The organism is Pseudoalteromonas sp. MM1, assembly GCF_030296835.1.
Classification (GTDB): domain Bacteria; phylum Pseudomonadota; class Gammaproteobacteria; order Enterobacterales; family Alteromonadaceae; genus Pseudoalteromonas.
This window is the reverse complement of sequence record NZ_AP027922.1, coordinates 1,980,392-1,997,860: the sequence shown is the minus strand read 5'-3', so window position 1 is coordinate 1,997,860 and position 17,469 is coordinate 1,980,392. Positions and strand designations below refer to the sequence as shown.

Annotated in this window: 19 protein-coding genes and 1 pseudogene; 17 read left to right on the top strand and 3 right to left on the bottom strand. The window is 41.5% G+C overall.

From position 1 onward, the window contains the following. The first annotated feature begins 92 nt into the window (after positions 1-92). The 10 genes from QUE46_RS09075 to QUE46_RS09030 all read left to right on the top strand — a co-directional run bounded on the left by QUE46_RS09075 (position 93) and on the right by QUE46_RS09030 (position 8,859). Positions 93-2,621 carry a DNA translocase FtsK gene (locus tag QUE46_RS09075; RefSeq protein ID WP_286244509.1) on the top strand — a complete coding sequence of 843 codons (2,529 nt, stop codon included), beginning with the start codon at positions 93-95 and terminating at the stop codon, positions 2,619-2,621. Further along, the gene (gene lolA / locus QUE46_RS09070; RefSeq protein ID WP_286244508.1) at positions 2,621-3,247 is read left to right on the top strand and encodes an outer membrane lipoprotein chaperone LolA; all 627 of its coding nucleotides are present in this window, start codon (positions 2,621-2,623) and stop codon (positions 3,245-3,247) included. The genes QUE46_RS09075 and lolA overlap by 1 nt, the downstream gene beginning before the upstream one ends. Beyond that, positions 3,240-4,583 carry a replication-associated recombination protein A gene (locus QUE46_RS09065; RefSeq protein WP_286244507.1) on the top strand — a complete coding sequence of 448 codons (1,344 nt, stop codon included), beginning with the start codon at positions 3,240-3,242 and terminating at the stop codon, positions 4,581-4,583. The genes lolA and QUE46_RS09065 overlap by 8 nt, the downstream gene beginning before the upstream one ends. Next, the gene (crcB, locus tag QUE46_RS09060) at positions 4,576-4,956 is read left to right on the top strand and encodes a fluoride efflux transporter CrcB (RefSeq protein ID WP_089347798.1); all 381 of its coding nucleotides are present in this window, start codon (positions 4,576-4,578) and stop codon (positions 4,954-4,956) included. The genes QUE46_RS09065 and crcB overlap by 8 nt, the downstream gene beginning before the upstream one ends. A gap of 9 nt (positions 4,957-4,965) precedes the next feature. After that, entirely contained in the window at positions 4,966-6,270 is a 1,305-nt protein-coding gene (gene serS, locus QUE46_RS09055) for a serine--tRNA ligase (RefSeq protein ID WP_089347797.1), read from the top strand. A 361-nt stretch (positions 6,271-6,631) separates the two neighbouring features. After that, on the top strand, positions 6,632-7,048 hold the full coding sequence (locus tag QUE46_RS09050; protein ID WP_286244506.1) for a hypothetical protein: 417 nt from the start codon (positions 6,632-6,634) through the stop codon (positions 7,046-7,048). A 120-nt stretch (positions 7,049-7,168) separates the two neighbouring features. After that, positions 7,169-7,471 carry a hypothetical protein gene (locus QUE46_RS09045; protein WP_286244505.1) on the top strand — a complete coding sequence of 101 codons (303 nt, stop codon included), beginning with the start codon at positions 7,169-7,171 and terminating at the stop codon, positions 7,469-7,471. An 85-nt stretch (positions 7,472-7,556) separates the two neighbouring features. Beyond that, positions 7,557-7,925, top strand: coding sequence for a DUF6794 domain-containing protein (locus tag QUE46_RS09040; protein ID WP_286244504.1), 369 nt, complete (start codon positions 7,557-7,559; stop codon positions 7,923-7,925). Further along, positions 7,909-8,427 carry a hypothetical protein gene (locus tag QUE46_RS09035; protein ID WP_286244503.1) on the top strand — a complete coding sequence of 173 codons (519 nt, stop codon included), beginning with the start codon at positions 7,909-7,911 and terminating at the stop codon, positions 8,425-8,427. Before QUE46_RS09040 ends, QUE46_RS09035 begins: the two co-directional genes overlap by 17 nt. Positions 8,428-8,544: 117 nt before the next feature. Further along, positions 8,545-8,859: a hypothetical protein gene (locus tag QUE46_RS09030; RefSeq protein ID WP_286244502.1), complete on the top strand. Its 315-nt coding sequence runs from the start codon at positions 8,545-8,547 to the stop codon at positions 8,857-8,859. A 405-nt stretch (positions 8,860-9,264) separates the two neighbouring features. Here the strand turns inward: QUE46_RS09030 and QUE46_RS09025 are convergent, their stop codons facing one another. Beyond that, positions 9,265-10,419: an IS110 family transposase gene (locus tag QUE46_RS09025; protein WP_286244501.1), complete on the bottom strand. Its 1,155-nt coding sequence runs from the start codon at positions 10,417-10,419 to the stop codon at positions 9,265-9,267. Between the two features lie 126 nt (positions 10,420-10,545). On the opposite strand from QUE46_RS09025, the gene QUE46_RS09020 reads away from it, so the two are divergent. The 5 genes and pseudogenes from QUE46_RS09020 to QUE46_RS09005 form a co-directional block, all read left to right on the top strand. Continuing rightward, positions 10,546-10,953, top strand: coding sequence for a hypothetical protein (locus QUE46_RS09020; RefSeq protein ID WP_286244500.1), 408 nt, complete (start codon positions 10,546-10,548; stop codon positions 10,951-10,953). Between the two features lie 125 nt (positions 10,954-11,078). Next, complete coding sequence (locus QUE46_RS09015) at positions 11,079-11,474, top strand: hypothetical protein (protein ID WP_286244499.1); 396 nt, start codon at positions 11,079-11,081, stop codon at positions 11,472-11,474. A gap of 129 nt (positions 11,475-11,603) precedes the next feature. Beyond that, positions 11,604-12,050 (top strand): hypothetical protein, encoded by a 447-nt coding sequence (locus QUE46_RS09010; protein WP_286244498.1) that lies wholly within the window; start codon positions 11,604-11,606, stop codon positions 12,048-12,050. A gap of 114 nt (positions 12,051-12,164) precedes the next feature. Next, complete coding sequence (locus QUE46_RS20285; protein WP_374761379.1) at positions 12,165-12,482, top strand: DUF5677 domain-containing protein; 318 nt, start codon at positions 12,165-12,167, stop codon at positions 12,480-12,482. Positions 12,483-12,501: 19 nt separating this feature from the next. Then, positions 12,502-12,841, top strand: a pseudogene (locus QUE46_RS09005) (hypothetical protein); the annotation flags it as partial. A gap of 261 nt (positions 12,842-13,102) precedes the next feature. On the opposite strand, the gene QUE46_RS09000 reads toward QUE46_RS09005, so the two are convergent. After that, positions 13,103-14,290: a PQQ-dependent sugar dehydrogenase gene (locus QUE46_RS09000; protein WP_286244497.1), complete on the bottom strand. Its 1,188-nt coding sequence runs from the start codon at positions 14,288-14,290 to the stop codon at positions 13,103-13,105. Between QUE46_RS09000 and QUE46_RS08995 the strand changes: the two genes are divergently transcribed. Further along, positions 14,275-14,721 (top strand): hypothetical protein, encoded by a 447-nt coding sequence (locus QUE46_RS08995; protein WP_286244496.1) that lies wholly within the window; start codon positions 14,275-14,277, stop codon positions 14,719-14,721. The two genes, QUE46_RS09000 and QUE46_RS08995, sit on opposite strands and share 16 nt — an antisense overlap. Positions 14,722-14,790: 69 nt before the next feature. Here QUE46_RS08995 and QUE46_RS08990 read toward each other — a convergent pair whose 3' ends face one another. Next, on the bottom strand, positions 14,791-16,053 hold the full coding sequence (locus QUE46_RS08990) for a valine--pyruvate transaminase (RefSeq protein WP_286244495.1): 1,263 nt from the start codon (positions 16,051-16,053) through the stop codon (positions 14,791-14,793). 239 nt (positions 16,054-16,292) lie between these two features. Here QUE46_RS08990 and QUE46_RS08985 point away from each other — a divergent pair, with 239 nt between their 5' ends. Then, the gene (locus QUE46_RS08985; RefSeq protein ID WP_286247715.1) at positions 16,293-17,438 is read left to right on the top strand and encodes an endonuclease/exonuclease/phosphatase family protein; all 1,146 of its coding nucleotides are present in this window, start codon (positions 16,293-16,295) and stop codon (positions 17,436-17,438) included. Positions 17,439-17,469 lie beyond the last annotated feature (31 nt).

Here is a 17,469-nt window from a genome sequence, read left to right as displayed (position 1 = left end):
ACATTAAGATAAAGTGCATCAAATTGCATTTCCTGCTAAGGTATTTGATTGCAAGCAAGTGCCAATAGAACAATAAAGAGGGATAGGAAGTTATGCGCCTAAATGGTGTGCAAAGACTATTAGAAACAGGGCTGATCATCAGCACCTTTGCGGCAATATTTATTTTATGTGCTTTAATCAGCTTTGATCCCGCAGACCCCGCGTGGTCGCAAACGGGTGAATTTAGAAACGTAAAAAATATTACAGGCACTGCCGGTGCTTGGGTGGCCGATATATTATTACTATCATTTGGCTGGCTTGCTTATTTAGTGCCGGCTGCAATTCAGCTATTTGGCTATTTACTGTTTAAGCAACCACATCGTATTTTACAGCTCGATTACACCACACTTGCCTTGCGTGTTATTGGTTTTGCTTTATTTATTACCTCAGCAACGGCAATAAGCAGTATTAACTTTGATGATATTTATAATTTTTCATCCGGTGGGGTAGTGGGCGATGTGATTGCATCGGCCATGATGCCGGCATTTAACTTTACCGGTACCTCTATTTTATTATTGTGCTTCTTTTTTGCTGGGCTTACTTTGCTAACCGGTGTGTCATGGGTTGAATTTGTAGACTACCTTGGTGATTTAGTGGTTAGAGGCTACCGCTATGCTTTTAATTACGCCCAAGGTTGGATGCAACGAGAGCGTATTGCGGCAAATCCGGTACAAGCCGATGCGCAATTTAATGATGACCCTGACGATTATGAGCAAAGCGATACCACACACGAGCAATCATCAGAATTTGAACAAGCGCCTGCAAAAAGTAAAAAACCAGCTAAACAAAAAGCCATTACTAAAGAGCAGCCAACCTTTAGCGAGCCGCAAATTAGTGATGACTACAGCCCATTTGATGAGCTAGACGATATACTCGACCAAGAAATTGGCTTTAGCGCCATAGACGATGAGCCTATGGATACAGCCGCTGCGTTAAATGCACTGGATCAAAGTCAAGTTGTTGAGCCTGAAAAACCGGTGACCACAGTTGTATCGCCAGCAAGGCCAATGCCTAAGCCAAAACCTGCGTATCAGCCACCGCCAACAGCAAAAGAAAAGTTTGAAGAATTACTTGATAAGGAGCCACCACCAGGACCGTTGCCGTCACTTGATTTACTCGATAGACCTGATAAAGCAAAAAACCCAATATCACAAGAAGAGCTCGAAAGTGTTTCGCGCCTTGTTGAAACAAAATTACTCGACTTTAACGTACAAGCCACTGTAGTAGGCGTATACCCAGGGCCAGTTGTAACACGTTTTGAGCTTGATTTAGCGCCGGGTATAAAGGTGTCTAAAATTACGGGTTTATCAAAAGATTTAGCCCGTTCACTTTCGGCAATTAGCGTACGTGTGGTTGAGGTGATCCCAGGTAAAACATATATAGGAATTGAGCTGCCTAACAAGTACCGTGAAATAGTACGTTTATCTGAGGTAATTAACGCCCCTAAATTTGAGCAAAACCCATCACCACTTACCATGGTGTTAGGTAAAGATATTGCCGGTCAACCTGTGTGTGCCGATTTAGGTAAAATGCCACATTTACTGGTAGCGGGTACCACGGGTTCTGGTAAGTCAGTGGGCGTTAATGTAATGATATTAAGCTTACTGTACAAATCGGGCCCAGATGATGTTCGTATGATCATGATTGACCCGAAAATGCTGGAACTTTCGGTTTACGAAGGTATTCCGCACCTATTGTGTGAAGTTGTTACCGACATGAAAGAAGCCGCTAACGCGCTGCGTTGGTGTGTAGGCGAAATGGAGCGCCGCTATAAATTAATGTCGGCGTTGGGTGTGCGTAACTTGAAAGGTTACAACCAAAAAGTAATGGAAGCCAAAGAGGCGGGTTACCCAATTCTTGACCCATTATTTAAAGACACCGACGGCATGAAAGAAGGCCCCGATGAGCTAGACAAACTACCAAGTATAGTAGTAGTAATTGACGAATTTGCCGACATGATGATGATTGTAGGCAAAAAAGTTGAAGAGCTAATTGCCCGTATTGCGCAAAAAGCACGTGCCGCAGGTATACACTTAGTACTTGCAACACAACGCCCATCGGTAGATGTAATTACCGGCTTAATTAAAGCCAATATACCTACGAGAATGGCGTTTCAGGTGTCGAGCAAAATAGACTCGCGTACTATTTTGGACCAGCAAGGCGCTGAAAACCTATTAGGTATGGGTGACATGCTTTATTTACCGCCAGGCACAAGCGTACCAGAGCGTGTGCATGGCGCATTTGTTGACGACCATGAAGTACATGCGGTAGTTAACGATTGGAAAGCACGTGGTAAACCTAATTACATTGATGAAATTTTAAATGGTGATGCAACAGAAGATGTTTTATTACCAGGTGAAACCAGTGAAAACGCAGATGACGAGTCAGATCCGCTTTACGACGAAGCCGTAGCATTTGTAATCGAAACCGGCAAAGTATCAGTATCGTCTGTACAACGTAAATTACGTGTTGGCTATAACCGCGCAGCACGACTAGTAGAACAAATGGAAACATCGGGTATCGTGAGTTCCCCAGGCCATAACGGCGCTCGCGATGTATTAGTACCTAATGGAGCAAATTAATGAAAAAATTAAACAGTTTATTATTAGTGCTTGGCGGTTTAATTGCCACGCCTAGCTTTGCTGACGACAGCCAAGCACTGCAAGACAAACTCGCCACACTTAAAAGTTTTAAAGCGCAGTTTTCACAAACCGTAACTGACTCCCAAGGCCAAGCAGTTATGCAAGGCGAGGGCACCATAGCCCTTAAACAGCCTATGATGATCCGCTGGCAGCAAACAAACCCAGACGATACCTTATTTGTATCAAATGGCGACAAAACTTATTACTTCGATAGCTTCGCTGAGCAAGTAACTATTATGGATACCCATAGCCTTATAGATTCAACGCCGTTTGTATTGCTTACTTCAAAAGATCCCGCACAGTGGGAAAAATACATCGTACAAGCTACTAACTCTGGCTTTAGTGTAACACCAAATAAAGGCGTAGAGAGCCAAGTAGAACAGCTTGATATTACCTTTGCAGGTAACGAGCAAGGCCTTGCTAAATTAGTAGTGACAGATAACTCTGGTCAGCTTTCATCATTTAGCTTTAGCGATGCACAAGTAAATACCGAGCTTGATACAAGTACCTTTGAATTTACCCCACCAGAGGGTGTTGAAATAGACGATCAGAGTAACGGTGAATAATTTAGGCTTTAACTTTGGGCCCGATGTACGCCCACTTGCGGCGCGAATGCGCCCAACAACACTTGACGAATATATAGGTCAGCAACATTTACTTAGTGACGATAAACCCCTGCACCAAGCCATTGTTGCAGGGCGTTGCCACAGCTTAATTTTGTGGGGCCCGCCTGGTGTGGGTAAAACAACTCTTGCGCAAATTATTGCAAACCATGCCGATGCCCAGCTTATACAAATGTCGGCTGTTACCGCAGGCGTGAAAGATATTCGCGACAGCGTAACGCAAGCGCACGATAACCTTCAAAGCCGCGGGCAACGCACGCTTATGTTTGTTGACGAAGTGCACCGCTTTAACAAATCGCAACAAGATGCATTTTTACCTCACATAGAAGATGGCACTTTTATATTTGTAGGCGCCACAACCGAAAACCCCTCGTTTGCACTTAATAACGCTATTTTATCGCGCGCACGGGTTTATGTTTTAAAGTCATTACAAGAGAGCGATCTATACACAGTTATAGAGCGCGCACTTTTGCAAGATGAGCAACTAAACCAAAAAAACATAGTTATTGCTAATAACGCCAAACAGGCACTGTGCCAAGCTAGCGGCGGTGATGCGCGAAAAGTGTTAAACCTGCTTGAACAAGCTGTTGATTTAACCACCGAGCAAAACGGCACATACAACCTAGACGAGCACGTATTAAGCCAAGTACTTCCCACGCATTTAGCTAAATACGATAAAGGCGGCGATGAATTTTACGATTTAATATCGGCTTTTCATAAATCAGTACGCGGCAGCTCCCCCGATGGTGCGCTGTATTGGTATTGCCGTATTTTAGCCGGCGGTGGCGACCCACTTTATGTAGCAAGGCGGTTACTTGCCATTGCAACAGAAGACATAGGTAATGCCGACCCCCGCGCAATGGAAGTGGCGTTAAACGCATGGGATATATTTCAGCGTGTAGGCCCAAGTGAGGGCGAGCGCGCCATTGCACAAGCCACCTTATATTTAGCCAGCGCACCCAAAAGTAATGCGGTTTATATGGCATTTAACCAAGCAAAGGCTGACGCCAAAAACGAGCCAAGTTACCCGGTGCCAGAGCATCTACGCAATGCACCAACCAACTTAATGAAAGACTTAGGTTACGGCGCTGAGTACCGCTATGCGCATAACGAAGAGGGTGCCTTTGCCGCAGGTGAAAAGTACTTACCGCCAGAAATGGACACTAAGGAATATTACTTACCGAGCGATCGCGGCCTTGAGCAAAAAATTAAACAAAAACTCGATTACCTAAAAGAGCGCGATGCGCAAAGCCCACTTAAACGGTACGAAAATGATTAAACTTTATATGATGATTGCCCTTGGCGGCGCCTCAGGAGCCTGTTTACGGTTTTTTATTAGCGAAACCATGCTAAAACTCCTCGGTAGGGGATTCCCTTTTGGCACGTTGACGGTTAATATTCTGGGTTCATTGTTAATGGGCATTTTGTACGGTTTGATAGATAAAGAAATTATCACCGCAAGCCCCGCCAAAACCCTTATTGGTATTGGCTTTTTAGGTGCGTTAACCACCTTCTCAACATTCTCAATGGACTCGTTGTTGTTGTTACAACAAGGTCACTTTATTAAAATGGCCCTCAATATCATCTTAAATGTGATGATCTGTATTTTTATGGCTTGGCTGGGCCTTCAGCTGGTAATGCAAAAAGGTTAAAAAACTAACATGTTAGATTCTAAATATTTACGACAAGACGTTGAGCAAACTGCAGCACGCTTAGCGGCTCGTGGCTACGAGCTTGATGTTGCAAAAGTGACAGAACTTGAAGAGCAACGCAAAACATTACAAGTAAAAACGCAAGAGCTTCAAAGTCAACGTAACGCCAGTGCTAAAGCCATTGGTCAAGCAAAAGCGAAAGGCGAAGACGCACAGCCATTATTAGACGCAGTGGCAAATTTAGGTAGCGAATTAGACGCAACTAAAAAAGCGCAAGACGAAGTATTAAACGCCATTAACGACATTGCATTAGCAATTCCAAACTTGCCAGACGAATCAGTACCAGAAGGCGCTGATGAAGACGACAACGTTGAAATACTTACGTGGGGCACGCCTAAAAAGTACGACTTTGAAGTAAAAGATCACGTAGATGTTGGGCAAGACCTAAACGGCCTAGATTTTGAAATGGGCGTTAAAATCAGTGGCGCACGCTTTACAGTAATGCGCGGCCAAGTAGCACGTATGCACCGTGCATTAACGCAATACATGCTAGACACCCACACAGATACAAACGGCTACACAGAAATGTATGTACCGTACTTAGTAAATAGCGCAAGCCTTTACGGCACTAGCCAATTACCTAAGTTTGCAGGCGACTTATTTCACACATTAGGCCTAGTAAATGACGACGGTGAACAACAAGCAGGCTTTAGCTTAATCCCTACAGCAGAAGTACCGCTTACAAACAGCGCACGCGACGAAATTTACGAAGAAAGTGATTTACCAATTCGCTTAACTGCACACACGCCATGTTTTAGAAGTGAAGCAGGCAGCTACGGGCGCGATACACGTGGTTTAATTCGCCAGCACCAGTTTGATAAAGTTGAACTAGTACAACTAGTAAAACCTGAAGATTCAATGCAAGCGCTTGAAGAGCTAACAGGCCACGCAGAGCAAATACTACAAGCACTAGAACTACCATACCGTAAAGTAATTTTATGTATGGGCGACATGGGCTTTGGCGCAGCTAAAACATACGACTTAGAAGTATGGTTACCGGCGCAAGATACCTACCGCGAAATTTCGTCTTGTTCAAATATGGTCGATTTCCAAGCGCGCCGTATGCAAGCACGTTTTCGCCGTGAAGGGGCTAAAAAGCCAGAGTTACTCCATACACTAAATGGCTCAGGTTTAGCGGTTGGCCGTACACTAGTCGCTATACTAGAAAACTACCAACAAGCAGATGGTTCAGTAGTCGTGCCAGAAGTATTACGCCCATACATGGGTGGGCTTGAAGTGATTGGTAAAGCTTAAAATACAAGCTGTCAGTTTTTAGCTATCAGCTTTAAGTAGAAAAGCCGCTGTTTGTAATGAACAGCGGCTTTTTTGTGGGTAAAAAGTTAAAGGTAAAAGGTTCAAGGCGAAAGAAAAGTTTAAGTTTTGTTGTTTATTAGTGTATTACTCTTTTGTCCGATATTACTGATCTCTACCATTTTGGTGTTTTTCTACATCCAGTAAATTTATACGAGAGCTAACTAATTGTTTACATGTGCTTATTCGCTGGTTAAATTAGATGCTTCGTAATATTTGGACATTTGTCGGTTTATAAAGCGACAAATGTCGGATACAAAGTTGTTATACGCCACTATAGTTTGGTGTAAAATTAAGGATGATGATGAAAAAAACTCTTTTAATATTAATATCACTTTCGCTTTTCGCATGTTCTTCAACACCTAAACTTGATGCAAACGCTGAATTTGAACGGCTTTATGTTGCTCTTGGAATGGAAGAAATATTGAGCTCTTTTGGTGGTGAAATAAATATCAGCCCCGAAAAACTTTTTTCAGACACGCTAAGTGGTTTATCTGAAAACCAGAAAAGAATTTTCATCGAGTCTATGCCTTCAAAAATGATGACTGATCCTATCAATATAAATGCAGCCAAGGTTGTATTTAAAACTAAACTTCTCTCATTATTAACAGCTGAAGAGTTAAAAATTGCAGCAGACTTTTATTCTAGTAACATAGGTTTAAAAGCACATCGAGCTATTATTGAGGCTGAGGTAGCTGTTTCAGAGTCTTTGGATGGGTAAAATGGCGTATAACAAGCTAATTAATAAGGACAAAAAACAGTTGGCTGTTTTCGTTCCTCAACATTTTAGCCAACAATTTTTTGCCCATTATTAGGGCGTTAGCAGCCAGAAGTTACCATCATGCAACCAAGTAATCTGTTAAAAATTGAATCATTAAATGATGATTGGCGGGATAAAGACTCCATACTTTTACATGCCTGTTTTCAGCTGCTAAAAGACTTCGTAGAGAAAGAAGACTTAGCCCTTGGAAATACGGATTGGAATTCAGATGAAAAGCATCGACTAGCCAAAGCTGAGATAGACGAATTGTATAAGTGGTGGATTAGCTATACCGAATCAGATACACCTGAAGAGGATAGCTTTGAGTTAGAGAATAATATGCTAATCCGTTTAATTAAAATAAGGTGGGCCTTGTGGACATAGCTGCTAACAAGTCAAGTCTAGGGACTTGTACTCGCTGCGCTCCCACAAGCCCCAGCTGTAAGCGTTACATGTCTTAGGGGAACTGATGAAATTTTTAGTTGCATCGTTACTAATATTTATCCTTGTTGGCTGTGCTTCGAAGCCAACCAAAGAAGTGGAAGCCATTAATAATTCTGAGATCCCACAAACCTGTGAAGGCGCAATTAAGAAAGTGGCTGAAAGCCTCGATGACGATAGCATCAAGACTCTCAAGGAAACGAAAAAGGAAGATTTGATTTTGTTTCATATGTCCTGGGGCATGGGGATAAGAAATAGCTATGGCTTGTGGTCGGAAAACTCCCCAATTAGAAAATCTTGCGCTAAATCGATTGGAGAGCAAGACATGCACCCCGACAATGCATCTGGGATAATCATGGACGGAGTTTGGGAGATTATTAATGGCGCCAACATGTAACAAGCAGCTCAAATACGCAGGCTTCGCCTGCCGGACGCTCGCAAGCTCGCGCCGTTTAGCTGAGCGTTGGCACAAGGAAGTCATGCGTTATCTTTTACTATTGTTAGTTGTTTTGTTGTCAGGTTGTTCAAGGGAGCATCATCCAGCGATAGGTGGAATGCAGTTCTCAATTGAAGGCTTGAGTAAAGCAGAACTAATAACGCATTTAGACTCATTTGCACTCGACAATAATTTGGTAAAAAATTACGAAGGCGGAGAGAAAATGCTTCCAGAAAAAGCTGCTGTTTTAGTTGCCGCCAAATATTCTTTAGATGAAAGTATTCATATTTACGTTCAAAACTATTTAGATCATGATTGCTTTTTCGCCGCAGCTTATGATTTTGATAAAAACAACGAAAAGCAGGCGTTAGAATTAGCTCATCAACTGAAGGATAAACTATTTAAAACCTTTGATGCACGTCTCACTTTCTACAATGATAGTCAGTGCAAAAGTGCTATATAACAAGTTACTCAAAAGGACGCAAAACGCTTGGCTTGTGCTCCTTCGTCGCTAATTTTAGCCAAGCATTTATGCGCCCATTAGTAAGGCGTTAGCATTCAAAACAAGTATGGAGTACAAATGAAGTATTTAGCCTTAATTACAGGATGTGCATTATTAACGGGATGTGCAACAGGTTATCAAGCACATACTTGGTCTGGCGGTTACAAAGATAAAGAGCTAGGCGAAAATAATTATATGGTTGAGTACTATGGGAATGGCACAACTTCAACCGAAATGCTTAAAACCTTTTGGAGTAAACGCGCTTCAGAATTGTGTCCTAATGGTTATGATGTAGTGAGTGAAAATAAAGGAAAAACGGATGGAGGTATTTTCCTTGGTGGTATCACTTCTATAGATCATCCTTGGTTAAAAGCCGAAATTCAGTGCAAATAAATGCTAACAAGAACATCAAACGGAAAAATTACAGTTGGCTGTTTTCACTCCGTTCAACATTTTAGCCAACTATATTTTTCCGCTTAAGTAGGCGTTGGTATGACTCCCATTGTCAAGTTAAACACACTGATCCTTGCTTAACTTTTTAAGCCATAATTACTTCAGCTCGAATTAGAGCGAGTTAATACATAGGATGAAGCAAGTAATGTCGTCGGTTATCTTGCTGATATTCGTTGGTTATTACTATCTCTAGTAACAGAGCAGACCTTACTTATTTCGTCGTGGCACCTGTCTTCAGTCTATGTTCGTGGTTCAATGAAGCGTTAGCTACATTGCCATCCTAACGCCGTCGGTGGTTGTGCCACACCTGATGCTTGATCCTATGCATTAACTCTAATTCGTTTATCATGCGGGTACTCTTGCCAATCTAAGTTTTGTATTTACTGGCGTTAGCACCACTTCTTTTGCAATTGCCCATATGTATGCAATCATTTCTCGAGCAATGGCGGTGACAACCAGGTTGGAATGTTTCCCTTTGGCTATCATTTTTTTATAGCGCTTGCAGAGCCTAAGCTGTGCTTTCCATGCAATATCAATAATGTCTTTTGGTAAACCTTCTTGTCGTTTTTGCATATCTGTTGATATATTTGCTGCATATCGATAAGTGTGTGCACCTTCAACGAGAAGGCGCCTCGCTCGGCCGTTTCCGCATTTTGTGATGGCGCCAATATGGCGTTTGCCACCACTCGAGTGCTCACTAGGTACAAGACCAAGATAACTCATTAATTTGCGGGGGTGGTCGAAGCGCGATAAATCGCCAAGCTCAGCAACAACGCCGGTGGCGACCAACAAGCGAACACCTCGCATAGCTTGTATTGCTTTTACTACAGGATAATAGCGCCATTGATGGACGTGATGTGTTAGCTCATTGTCTAGCCGCTCAAGTCGGCTTATTCGTTCAGTAATTGTGTGTAAAAACTCTTGTAAGACGATGTGCTGCGCGGGATGTGGCAACACAAGCTCAGTGAGCCAACGTAAATGTTTTTGTGACCAATTTGCGGTGCCTTTATAATTAATATTATTGCGAAGCAGCAACGCTTTTAACTGATATTTAGCATCTTTTAAATCCTTCATGGCTACTTCGCGAGCACGAGATAAATCGCGTACAGCTTCATCTTCAGGCTCAGGAACATAAATAGGTGTTAAATCTTCAGATTTGAGTAATTTAGCAAGCTTAAGGGCATCACGTTTATCGGTTTTAATCTTCTCACCTGGCTTTTTAGGAATAAGAGAGGGTGCAACCACATAACAGCAATGGCCAAGGCTGGTAATTAATCGGTAAATCCAATAACCACAAGGGCCTGCTTCATAGACAAAGTGTAGCGTTGCGCCAGGGTATTTGGATTCAAACTGACGAACAAGCTTTTGAACGGCCACTTTGGAAGAAGAAATTCGGCCAAGATGAACGGGTTGCGCGCCTCTATGTTCTTCAATATAGGCGACTTCATTGAATTCTTTATGTGTATCAAGTCCGATAAAAAGTATGCTATGTTTGTTCATGTTAGCCTCTGCTATTTAGTTATTTGACAAACTAATTATGGCTCTGGCTTTGAATTAAGCTAACCCACGAAAAGCGGAGGCTAACACCGTGTGGGAGTCATTATGTCTATGTGACTCAGGATATTCATGGATAGAAACACTAAAAAAGCACTGAGATGGGATTCTGGTTACAGAACTAAACCAATCAAACCAGACAAAGCTTCCTTTTCAAGTGGCAAGTATTCTATGGCGTATGCTTGCCTCGACTGCAAAACCTCTTTTCAACGTAGCTTTCCTGGTGCTCCATGCGATTATCCATTGCACGGCCAGTGTGTTTCTTGTGGTGGTGTTACTTATAATTTAGGCCGGCATTTCAAAGCACCAAAAAAGTCTGATTTCGCCCAATGGAAAAAGGTGGCATACCTCGTCCACCATGGTTTCTATTTTCAAAAAATCAGGCCTATCAAAAATAGCTATTGCAACGTTTCTTACCCTTCAACGTTGGCAGAAGCTAAAGTGTTTGTTAAAAAGTATAAAAAGCATGCTCTTATTTAGGGTAAAGTCACATAACAAACAAATTATGGCACTCGCTGCCGCTCTCTGGGACGCAAACACGTGCGCGGCTTCGCCATTTTCGTACACGTATTTGCGCCCCATATTTGGAAGGTAGGTGCCAAAGTATGTATGCATCATTTAAAGAAATGCCGCCTGTTTTAAAATTTTTAACTGGGATGGCAATTTTCTTTATATTTCTTTTTTTTAAAGCCACGATCCCCGGAATGTTTGGTACTTTCACGTACAATGGTGAAGTTCTAGAATTTAATGAAATATGGGAGCGTGGTTTTGGAGTGCCGTTAATTCTAATCGGTCTTTTGATGCCTCTCTCTGGCGTATCAGTTCTTTTAAAACAAAAGTATTCTAGACATTTCTATTGCTTCGCCTTAGCTGTCGCAGTTTCTATGCCAGCGTTAGAAGAAAGAGACTTTTACGCATTAGTATTCTTCTTGATTGTTCCAGTTATCGCTGCGATTTATCTTTTTTCATTTAATGAAGTTCGGCGGTATTATGGCACCTAACAAAAAAATTAAGTTCGCCCGCTGCACGGGCTGGGACGCAAACATCTTGGCTGCTCACTTCGTTCGGATTTTAGCCCACATGCCTGCGCCCCTTATTTAAAAGTTATGTGCCAAGGAAAGTACTGTGTAATGAATATTAGCTTCGATGATTATATGGATTCAATTAAGGCAAACAGGAAGTCTATGCCTCCAGAGCTATTTTCTTTTGCATCAAACGAAGACCACTACGAATTGAATCACCCTCAATCACTTCACGATTCATGGGTATCTTCGCTGTGTACAGAAGAACTTAGAAACAATACACGGCCATTTGAATGCGCGTTAAGAGTGACATTAAAGCTACTTGGTCAACAACATGATAGAACACTAGTGTTAATCTATTCAGATGTTGTCGCCTATGAGTTCTTAGGTTCAGAAAATAGGTTTAACCCAAATGACACTTTCCATGGAGATATATTGGATCATCGCATTAGTATTACTGGCGACGCTTACAACCATATAATTGAAATGCGTTCAGGCTCTATCTTCAAGGTTGTTTTTAAGGGGTTCTCTTTTGAAGAACAAAGTAGCACATAACAAAAAAATTAAGTCACTCACTTCGTTCGTTGGGACGCATACATGCGGGGCGGCTTCGCCATTATGCCCCACATGCCTGCGCCCCTTATTTAAAAGCTATAAAGCAAGGTAGCTATGAGTTCTGGTAAGGTAGATGATTGGGTAGGTTTACTAAAGTTTCGAGATGAAAAATTTAAGTCTTTAAGCCATAGTAACTTGCAAGAGAAATACATTCTCGCTTTGTGTATAAGAGTTACTGAATTATGCTTAGATGCAGTAATACTTTTGAATAATCATAGAATGTCATCGGTTCCTATTGTCCTTCGTTCAGCTTTAGAATCGTATGCCGATCTTCAATGTTGTATAAAAGATATTAGTCACCCAAAAATAAACAAGACACCCATCTTAATTTTGCAGTTTAGCAAACGTAGTACTAGGCTTTTATCAGTATAAAAAACAAGCAGGATGTCTTATGGCAATTGCAAGAAAGCGACAAATAAGTTTGGTTGATACAAAATATTACCACTGTATCTCGCGCTGTGTTCGTCGAGCCTTTCTATGTGGCGAAGACCACATTACAGGTCAATCTTACGAGCATTGACGAGGGTGGGTTGAAGATAAGTTGCTTGAATTAGCCAAGATATTTTGTATTGACGTGTGTGCTTTTGCAGTCATGAGCAATCATACGCACTTAGTGTTGTATGTTGATAATAAAAAAGCGAATAGGCTAAATGATAAAGCGATTGTTATTCGGTATTCGGTGGCACAAGCTGTGCAAAGGCACCGTACTTACGCAAAAGAGAATAAAGGGGGTCAGGAATAAAGGGGGTCAAATCTTGACTTCAGACATCAAATTGCAAATAGCTAAAGCGTCCTAATATAACCCATTATATTTCTCTAAAAGCGAAGCGCCTCTAGTCCTCTTTGTGAATTAATCCGCTTTAAACAACATCAGCTCAAATAAAGGGGGATCAAATATTGACTTCAGACATTAAATTACAAATACCTAAACCGTCCTAATATAACCCGGTATATTTATCTAAAAGCGAAGCGCCTCTAACCTTCTTTGTGTATTAATTAGCTTTAAACAATATAAGTTCAGCATCTTTCCCATCGGTTAATATTGCTACATTACCTTGCGTGGTTACATAAGCATCTCTTAATCTTCCTGCTGCTTGTGGAAATACGTGAGACTGGGTGAATTTTCCATTAGCTAAATTAATGCTGTAGAGCTTTTTATCAACGAGTGTGGTGATGAGTACATGTTGTGCAAGTGAAGGAAATGCAGTGTGTTTAGTGCCGTAATACGCCATACCCGATGGGGCGATTGATGGCGTCCAATCTACGTTTGGCTTTTGCATACCTTTATATTCCGTAAAGGGTGAAATACGTGCTTGCGAGTAATCTTTGCCATAGGTGATCACCGGCCAGCCGTAGTTGGTAGCTGGCGTTAAGTAATTTAGCTCATCGCCACCGGCGGGGCCGTGCTCGTGGCTGACAATTTGCTCTGTATCGTAATCATATACTAAGCCTTGTGGGTTACGGTGACCGAGCGAGTAAACAGCGTGTGCATTGGGGTTTTTGTGATTAATAAACGGGTTATCTTTTGGGATAGTGCCATCTAGATTTATACGCAATAGTTTGCCTAGTTGGCTGGTTATCACTTGTGCTTGCTCTCTAAAATCAAAGCCATCACCGGTTGAAAACAGTAGGGTGTTGTCGGGTAAAATAAGGGCGCGGCCAGCGTAATGCTGTGGAGTGTTTTTATCAGTCGCTACTTTATAAATAACGTTAGGCTTTGAAAAGTCAGTGCCATTAAAGGTGGCTTTGGCAATTACAAGGCGGTTAGCTTCAGCAGTGCCTTGCGCATAAGTAAATATAACTTCTTTAGTAGTGTTAAAATTAGGCGACAGCACTATATCCAGTAAGCCGCCTTGGCCTGCAACGTATAAACCTTCAAGGTTTAAATTTACTCTAGTTTGCTGATTGTTTTTTACAATAACAATGTGTCCGTCGCGCTCTGTGATTAGCCATGTCCCGTTTGGAAGTTTAACCATGCTCCACGGCGAGTTTAAATGTGCTGCGAGTGTGTGAGTGCTGTATTGCTCTTTAGGTAATTCAGCTGCACTGGCCGTTGATGCAAAAAGCCCTACATATAAACATAGTGCGAACTGAGAGAGTCGTTGTTTACATTGCAAGCCTTTGCTACTGTAAGAAAAAAGCTTTATTTTAAGTTGAGATAACCATGCCATTTTTAACACGTGTACTCCCTATATTTTTAGTTTCTTGGTTACTTACCTTTACCCTTGCTAGCTTGTTTCATAGCCAATACGTTGTCAATCAATTAGTTAATGTAGGCGTAGTAGTAAGCATAAGCGATCGTATCAATTTAACGCTAGATGATTGGTTAGGTTTATTACCTACCTATGGCGCTATTATTGCCATAGCGCTTGCCATTGCGTTTTTGGTGACTGCAAAGCTTACTCAAAAAGTTAAGCAATACAGTATGGTGTTATTTATTGCAGCGGGTATTACTGCTTTTGCTGTGGTGTTACTGGCCATTGAGTCGGTTATGAATATTCACATTATAGCAGGTGCGCGGGGTTGGGGCTTTTATATGCAATTATTAGCAGGTGCTACAGGTGGTTTGCTGTTTGCTGTGTTAACAAATGTATTAAACACTAAAAAGTGAGTTAAAAAATTAAAAAGGTAGCTAACGTTTAGGTGTTAGCCACCTTGCTAAGCTATTTTACTAAAAGTACTACATAATAAGCGCTTTAATTGCCTCTAAGCCTTTTCTGAGATTGGTTTCATCGTTGGCGTAATTAATGCGTACGCACTGGTGCTTGTGCTCCCAGCTATCTTCAATACCAATAAAAAAGTTATGACCAGGAATTATATATACATCTTGCTCTTTAAGTTTTTGATAAAGCATTTCGCTGGTTATTTTTGAGTCTTTAAACCATAGCCACATAAAAAATGCGCCTTCGAGTTTATGTAAATAAACAGGCAAGTCTGCAAAAATTTCATCAAACAGGTTTATGGCTATCTCTGCTTTATTTTTATAAAAAGGTAATACAGTATTTTTACACAAAGGCAGTAATTCGCCTTCGTTAATTAAGCGCGTTACTAGGCTTGGGCCAATAGCGTTAGGCGATAACACCATAGAGCCGTTAACACGGCCAATGGCTTTAATTATTTCGTTATTGGCAACCACAATACCAGTGCGCAGGCCAGGCAAGCCCAATTTTGAAAGAGACATACATAATATTATGTTTGAGTTCCAAGTAAGGTTTGCATCGGTGTAAATACACCCCGGGAAAGGGTCACCATAGGCGTTATCAATAATGAGAGGAATATTATATTTGTGCGCTAGGGCGTCAAGGTGGCGTACTTCTTCATCGGTTATGACATTACCGGTTGGGTTGGTAGGGCGCGATACGCACAGCGCGCTTATGCTGCTATCTTCAGCAAGTACTTTTTCAACCGCGTCAAAATCAATCACGTATTTAAATTGCTTAGAGCCACTGGGTGTATTTAAAATTTCAATGTCGGGCTTTATAGCCACAAACATATCATCAGATAAACCTTGGTCGGCGTAACCTACGTACTCAGGCGCAAGAGGGAAGAGAATACGCTTGGTACTGCCGTCACTCATTTTGCCTGCTAACATATTAAACAATACAAAAAAGTTAGCTTGGCTGCCGTTACCCAGTGCTATGTTTTGTGGTGTTAAGCCCCAGTCAAACTCGCTATTGAGCTGTTTAGCAAGGGCTGTTCTAAATTCATCGTTACCGGTTGGGCCATCGTACAAACCGAACACTTGCGACACTTTATTACTGGCTACTAGCTTTTGTAATTCATCTAAAAATACGGCATTAACCTGTGGTACGTGTGCGGGGTTACCGCCACCTAGCATAACAATATTTGGATTATTGCTTGCGTTAGCGCTGCCTAAATCTTCCATAAGCTGCGTTATTCCGTTGGGCTGTGTAAATTTAGTACCAAAGTTTGAGTAGTTCATAATACCTATGTGTGCGCTAATAACGAGGAGGGCAGTATAACGTAAATTTCGGCTTTAAATTGCATGTTGAGAATAATTCACGGTTTAGAACTTTAAACCCTTTAGGGTATAATTAACGCACTTTAATTCGCTAGGCTATTGTTATCAGTAATTTTGAATCGACTTTACACCACACTACGCTTGAGACTAAACCTGCCACTAATTTAAACGAGCCTGTAGTTAAAAACACGCAATTTAAAATAGCCACGTTTAATTTATTTAACTACCTTGAGCCGCCTAATGCATATTACGATTTTGAAAAAATTTATACCGCAGAGCAATGGGCACGCAAACAGCGCTGGATTGTAGATTATTTAAATGAGTACGCGCCTGATGTAATAGGTTTTCAGGAGGTGTTTAGTATTGAATCGCTAAAAGCGTTAATGGCGCAGCAAGGCTATACATATTTTGCAGTGGTTGATACACCAGAGGTGATTGATGACTTTATTTATAAAAGCCCTGTAGTTGCCATAGCCTCTAAATTCCCTATAATTGCCACAGAGGCGGTTAAGCACAGTAATGCCCTTGCAAGTGAACTTGGCCTTTGTAGTGACTTTACGTTTAGCCGTAAAGTGTTAAGAGCCACTATTTCATTGCCTCATGTAGGTAGTACCGATTGCTACGTTGTGCATTTTAAATCTAAACGCCCAATGTTAGAGCCTGAGATAAACACGAATGCATTGGCTATCTCTGCTAATGAGCTGACGCCTGAGAAAAACATAATAGAAACATTAAAGGCTAATGTTGCAGGCTCGTGGAGATCAACCGTGCAGCGCGGCAGTGAAGCTACCTTACTCATGATAGAAATGATTGCCCGTCGCGAAACTACCCAACACCCCATGGTGTTAATGGGCGATTTTAATAACGACCTTGCCGATGGTGTGCTTAGCCACTTACTCACAAACACATTGCGATTTGCTCCAGCGTTTGACGTTAAAGCCTACCTTGCTAAATATTGTTTAAATGACGCGTGGCAGTTATTTAAAACACTAAAAATGAGCCAATATACAGCGTTTAATACACAGCAAAACGCTGGGAGCCATACAGATGATCAACAAAGTAATGGCTCTGCTGCGCTGCAACAGTCAATAAACGAAGCTACTTCGCAAATAAATAATACTGCGCCGTTATTTATGCGCAGCCCCACCCATTACTATGGAACAAGTAGTGCGGTACTTGATTATATTTTACTCTCGTGTGAATTTGACCCAAGTTACGATGATAGCTTTTATGAAGTGAGCGATTATCATACATACGACAGGCATTTAATAAACCCAGAATACGAACGAGACGATTTAACAACCGATCATGCAGTGGTATCAATTACACTCACTTTAAGAAGTTAATACGTGGGTAACATTTATAAATAGGTTTGCA

Excerpts from the sequence above, each read along its gene's own strand:
- serS (WP_089347797.1), top strand. The coding sequence starts at position 4,966 with ATGTTAGATTCTAAATATTTACGACAAGACGTTGAGCAAACTGCAGCA.
- QUE46_RS09015 (WP_286244499.1), top strand. The coding sequence starts at position 11,079 with ATGTATGCATCATTTAAAGAAATGCCGCCTGTTTTAAAATTTTTAACT.
- QUE46_RS08990 (WP_286244495.1), bottom strand. The coding sequence starts at position 16,053 with ATGAACTACTCAAACTTTGGTACTAAATTTACACAGCCCAACGGAATA.
- QUE46_RS09025 (WP_286244501.1), bottom strand. The coding sequence starts at position 10,419 with ATGAACAAACATAGCATACTTTTTATCGGACTTGATACACATAAAGAA.
- lolA (WP_286244508.1), top strand. The coding sequence starts at position 2,621 with ATGAAAAAATTAAACAGTTTATTATTAGTGCTTGGCGGTTTAATTGCC.
- QUE46_RS20285 (WP_374761379.1), top strand. The coding sequence starts at position 12,165 with ATGAGTTCTGGTAAGGTAGATGATTGGGTAGGTTTACTAAAGTTTCGA.
- QUE46_RS09045 (WP_286244505.1), top strand. The coding sequence starts at position 7,169 with ATGCAACCAAGTAATCTGTTAAAAATTGAATCATTAAATGATGATTGG.
- QUE46_RS09040 (WP_286244504.1), top strand. The coding sequence starts at position 7,557 with ATGAAATTTTTAGTTGCATCGTTACTAATATTTATCCTTGTTGGCTGT.
- QUE46_RS09035 (WP_286244503.1), top strand. The coding sequence starts at position 7,909 with ATGGCGCCAACATGTAACAAGCAGCTCAAATACGCAGGCTTCGCCTGC.
- QUE46_RS09050 (WP_286244506.1), top strand. The coding sequence starts at position 6,632 with ATGAAAAAAACTCTTTTAATATTAATATCACTTTCGCTTTTCGCATGT.
- QUE46_RS08995 (WP_286244496.1), top strand. The coding sequence starts at position 14,275 with ATGCCATTTTTAACACGTGTACTCCCTATATTTTTAGTTTCTTGGTTA.
- QUE46_RS09075 (WP_286244509.1), top strand. The coding sequence starts at position 93 with ATGCGCCTAAATGGTGTGCAAAGACTATTAGAAACAGGGCTGATCATC.
- QUE46_RS09010 (WP_286244498.1), top strand. The coding sequence starts at position 11,604 with ATGAATATTAGCTTCGATGATTATATGGATTCAATTAAGGCAAACAGG.
- QUE46_RS09020 (WP_286244500.1), top strand. The coding sequence starts at position 10,546 with ATGGATAGAAACACTAAAAAAGCACTGAGATGGGATTCTGGTTACAGA.
- QUE46_RS09030 (WP_286244502.1), top strand. The coding sequence starts at position 8,545 with ATGAAGTATTTAGCCTTAATTACAGGATGTGCATTATTAACGGGATGT.
- crcB (WP_089347798.1), top strand. The coding sequence starts at position 4,576 with ATGATTAAACTTTATATGATGATTGCCCTTGGCGGCGCCTCAGGAGCC.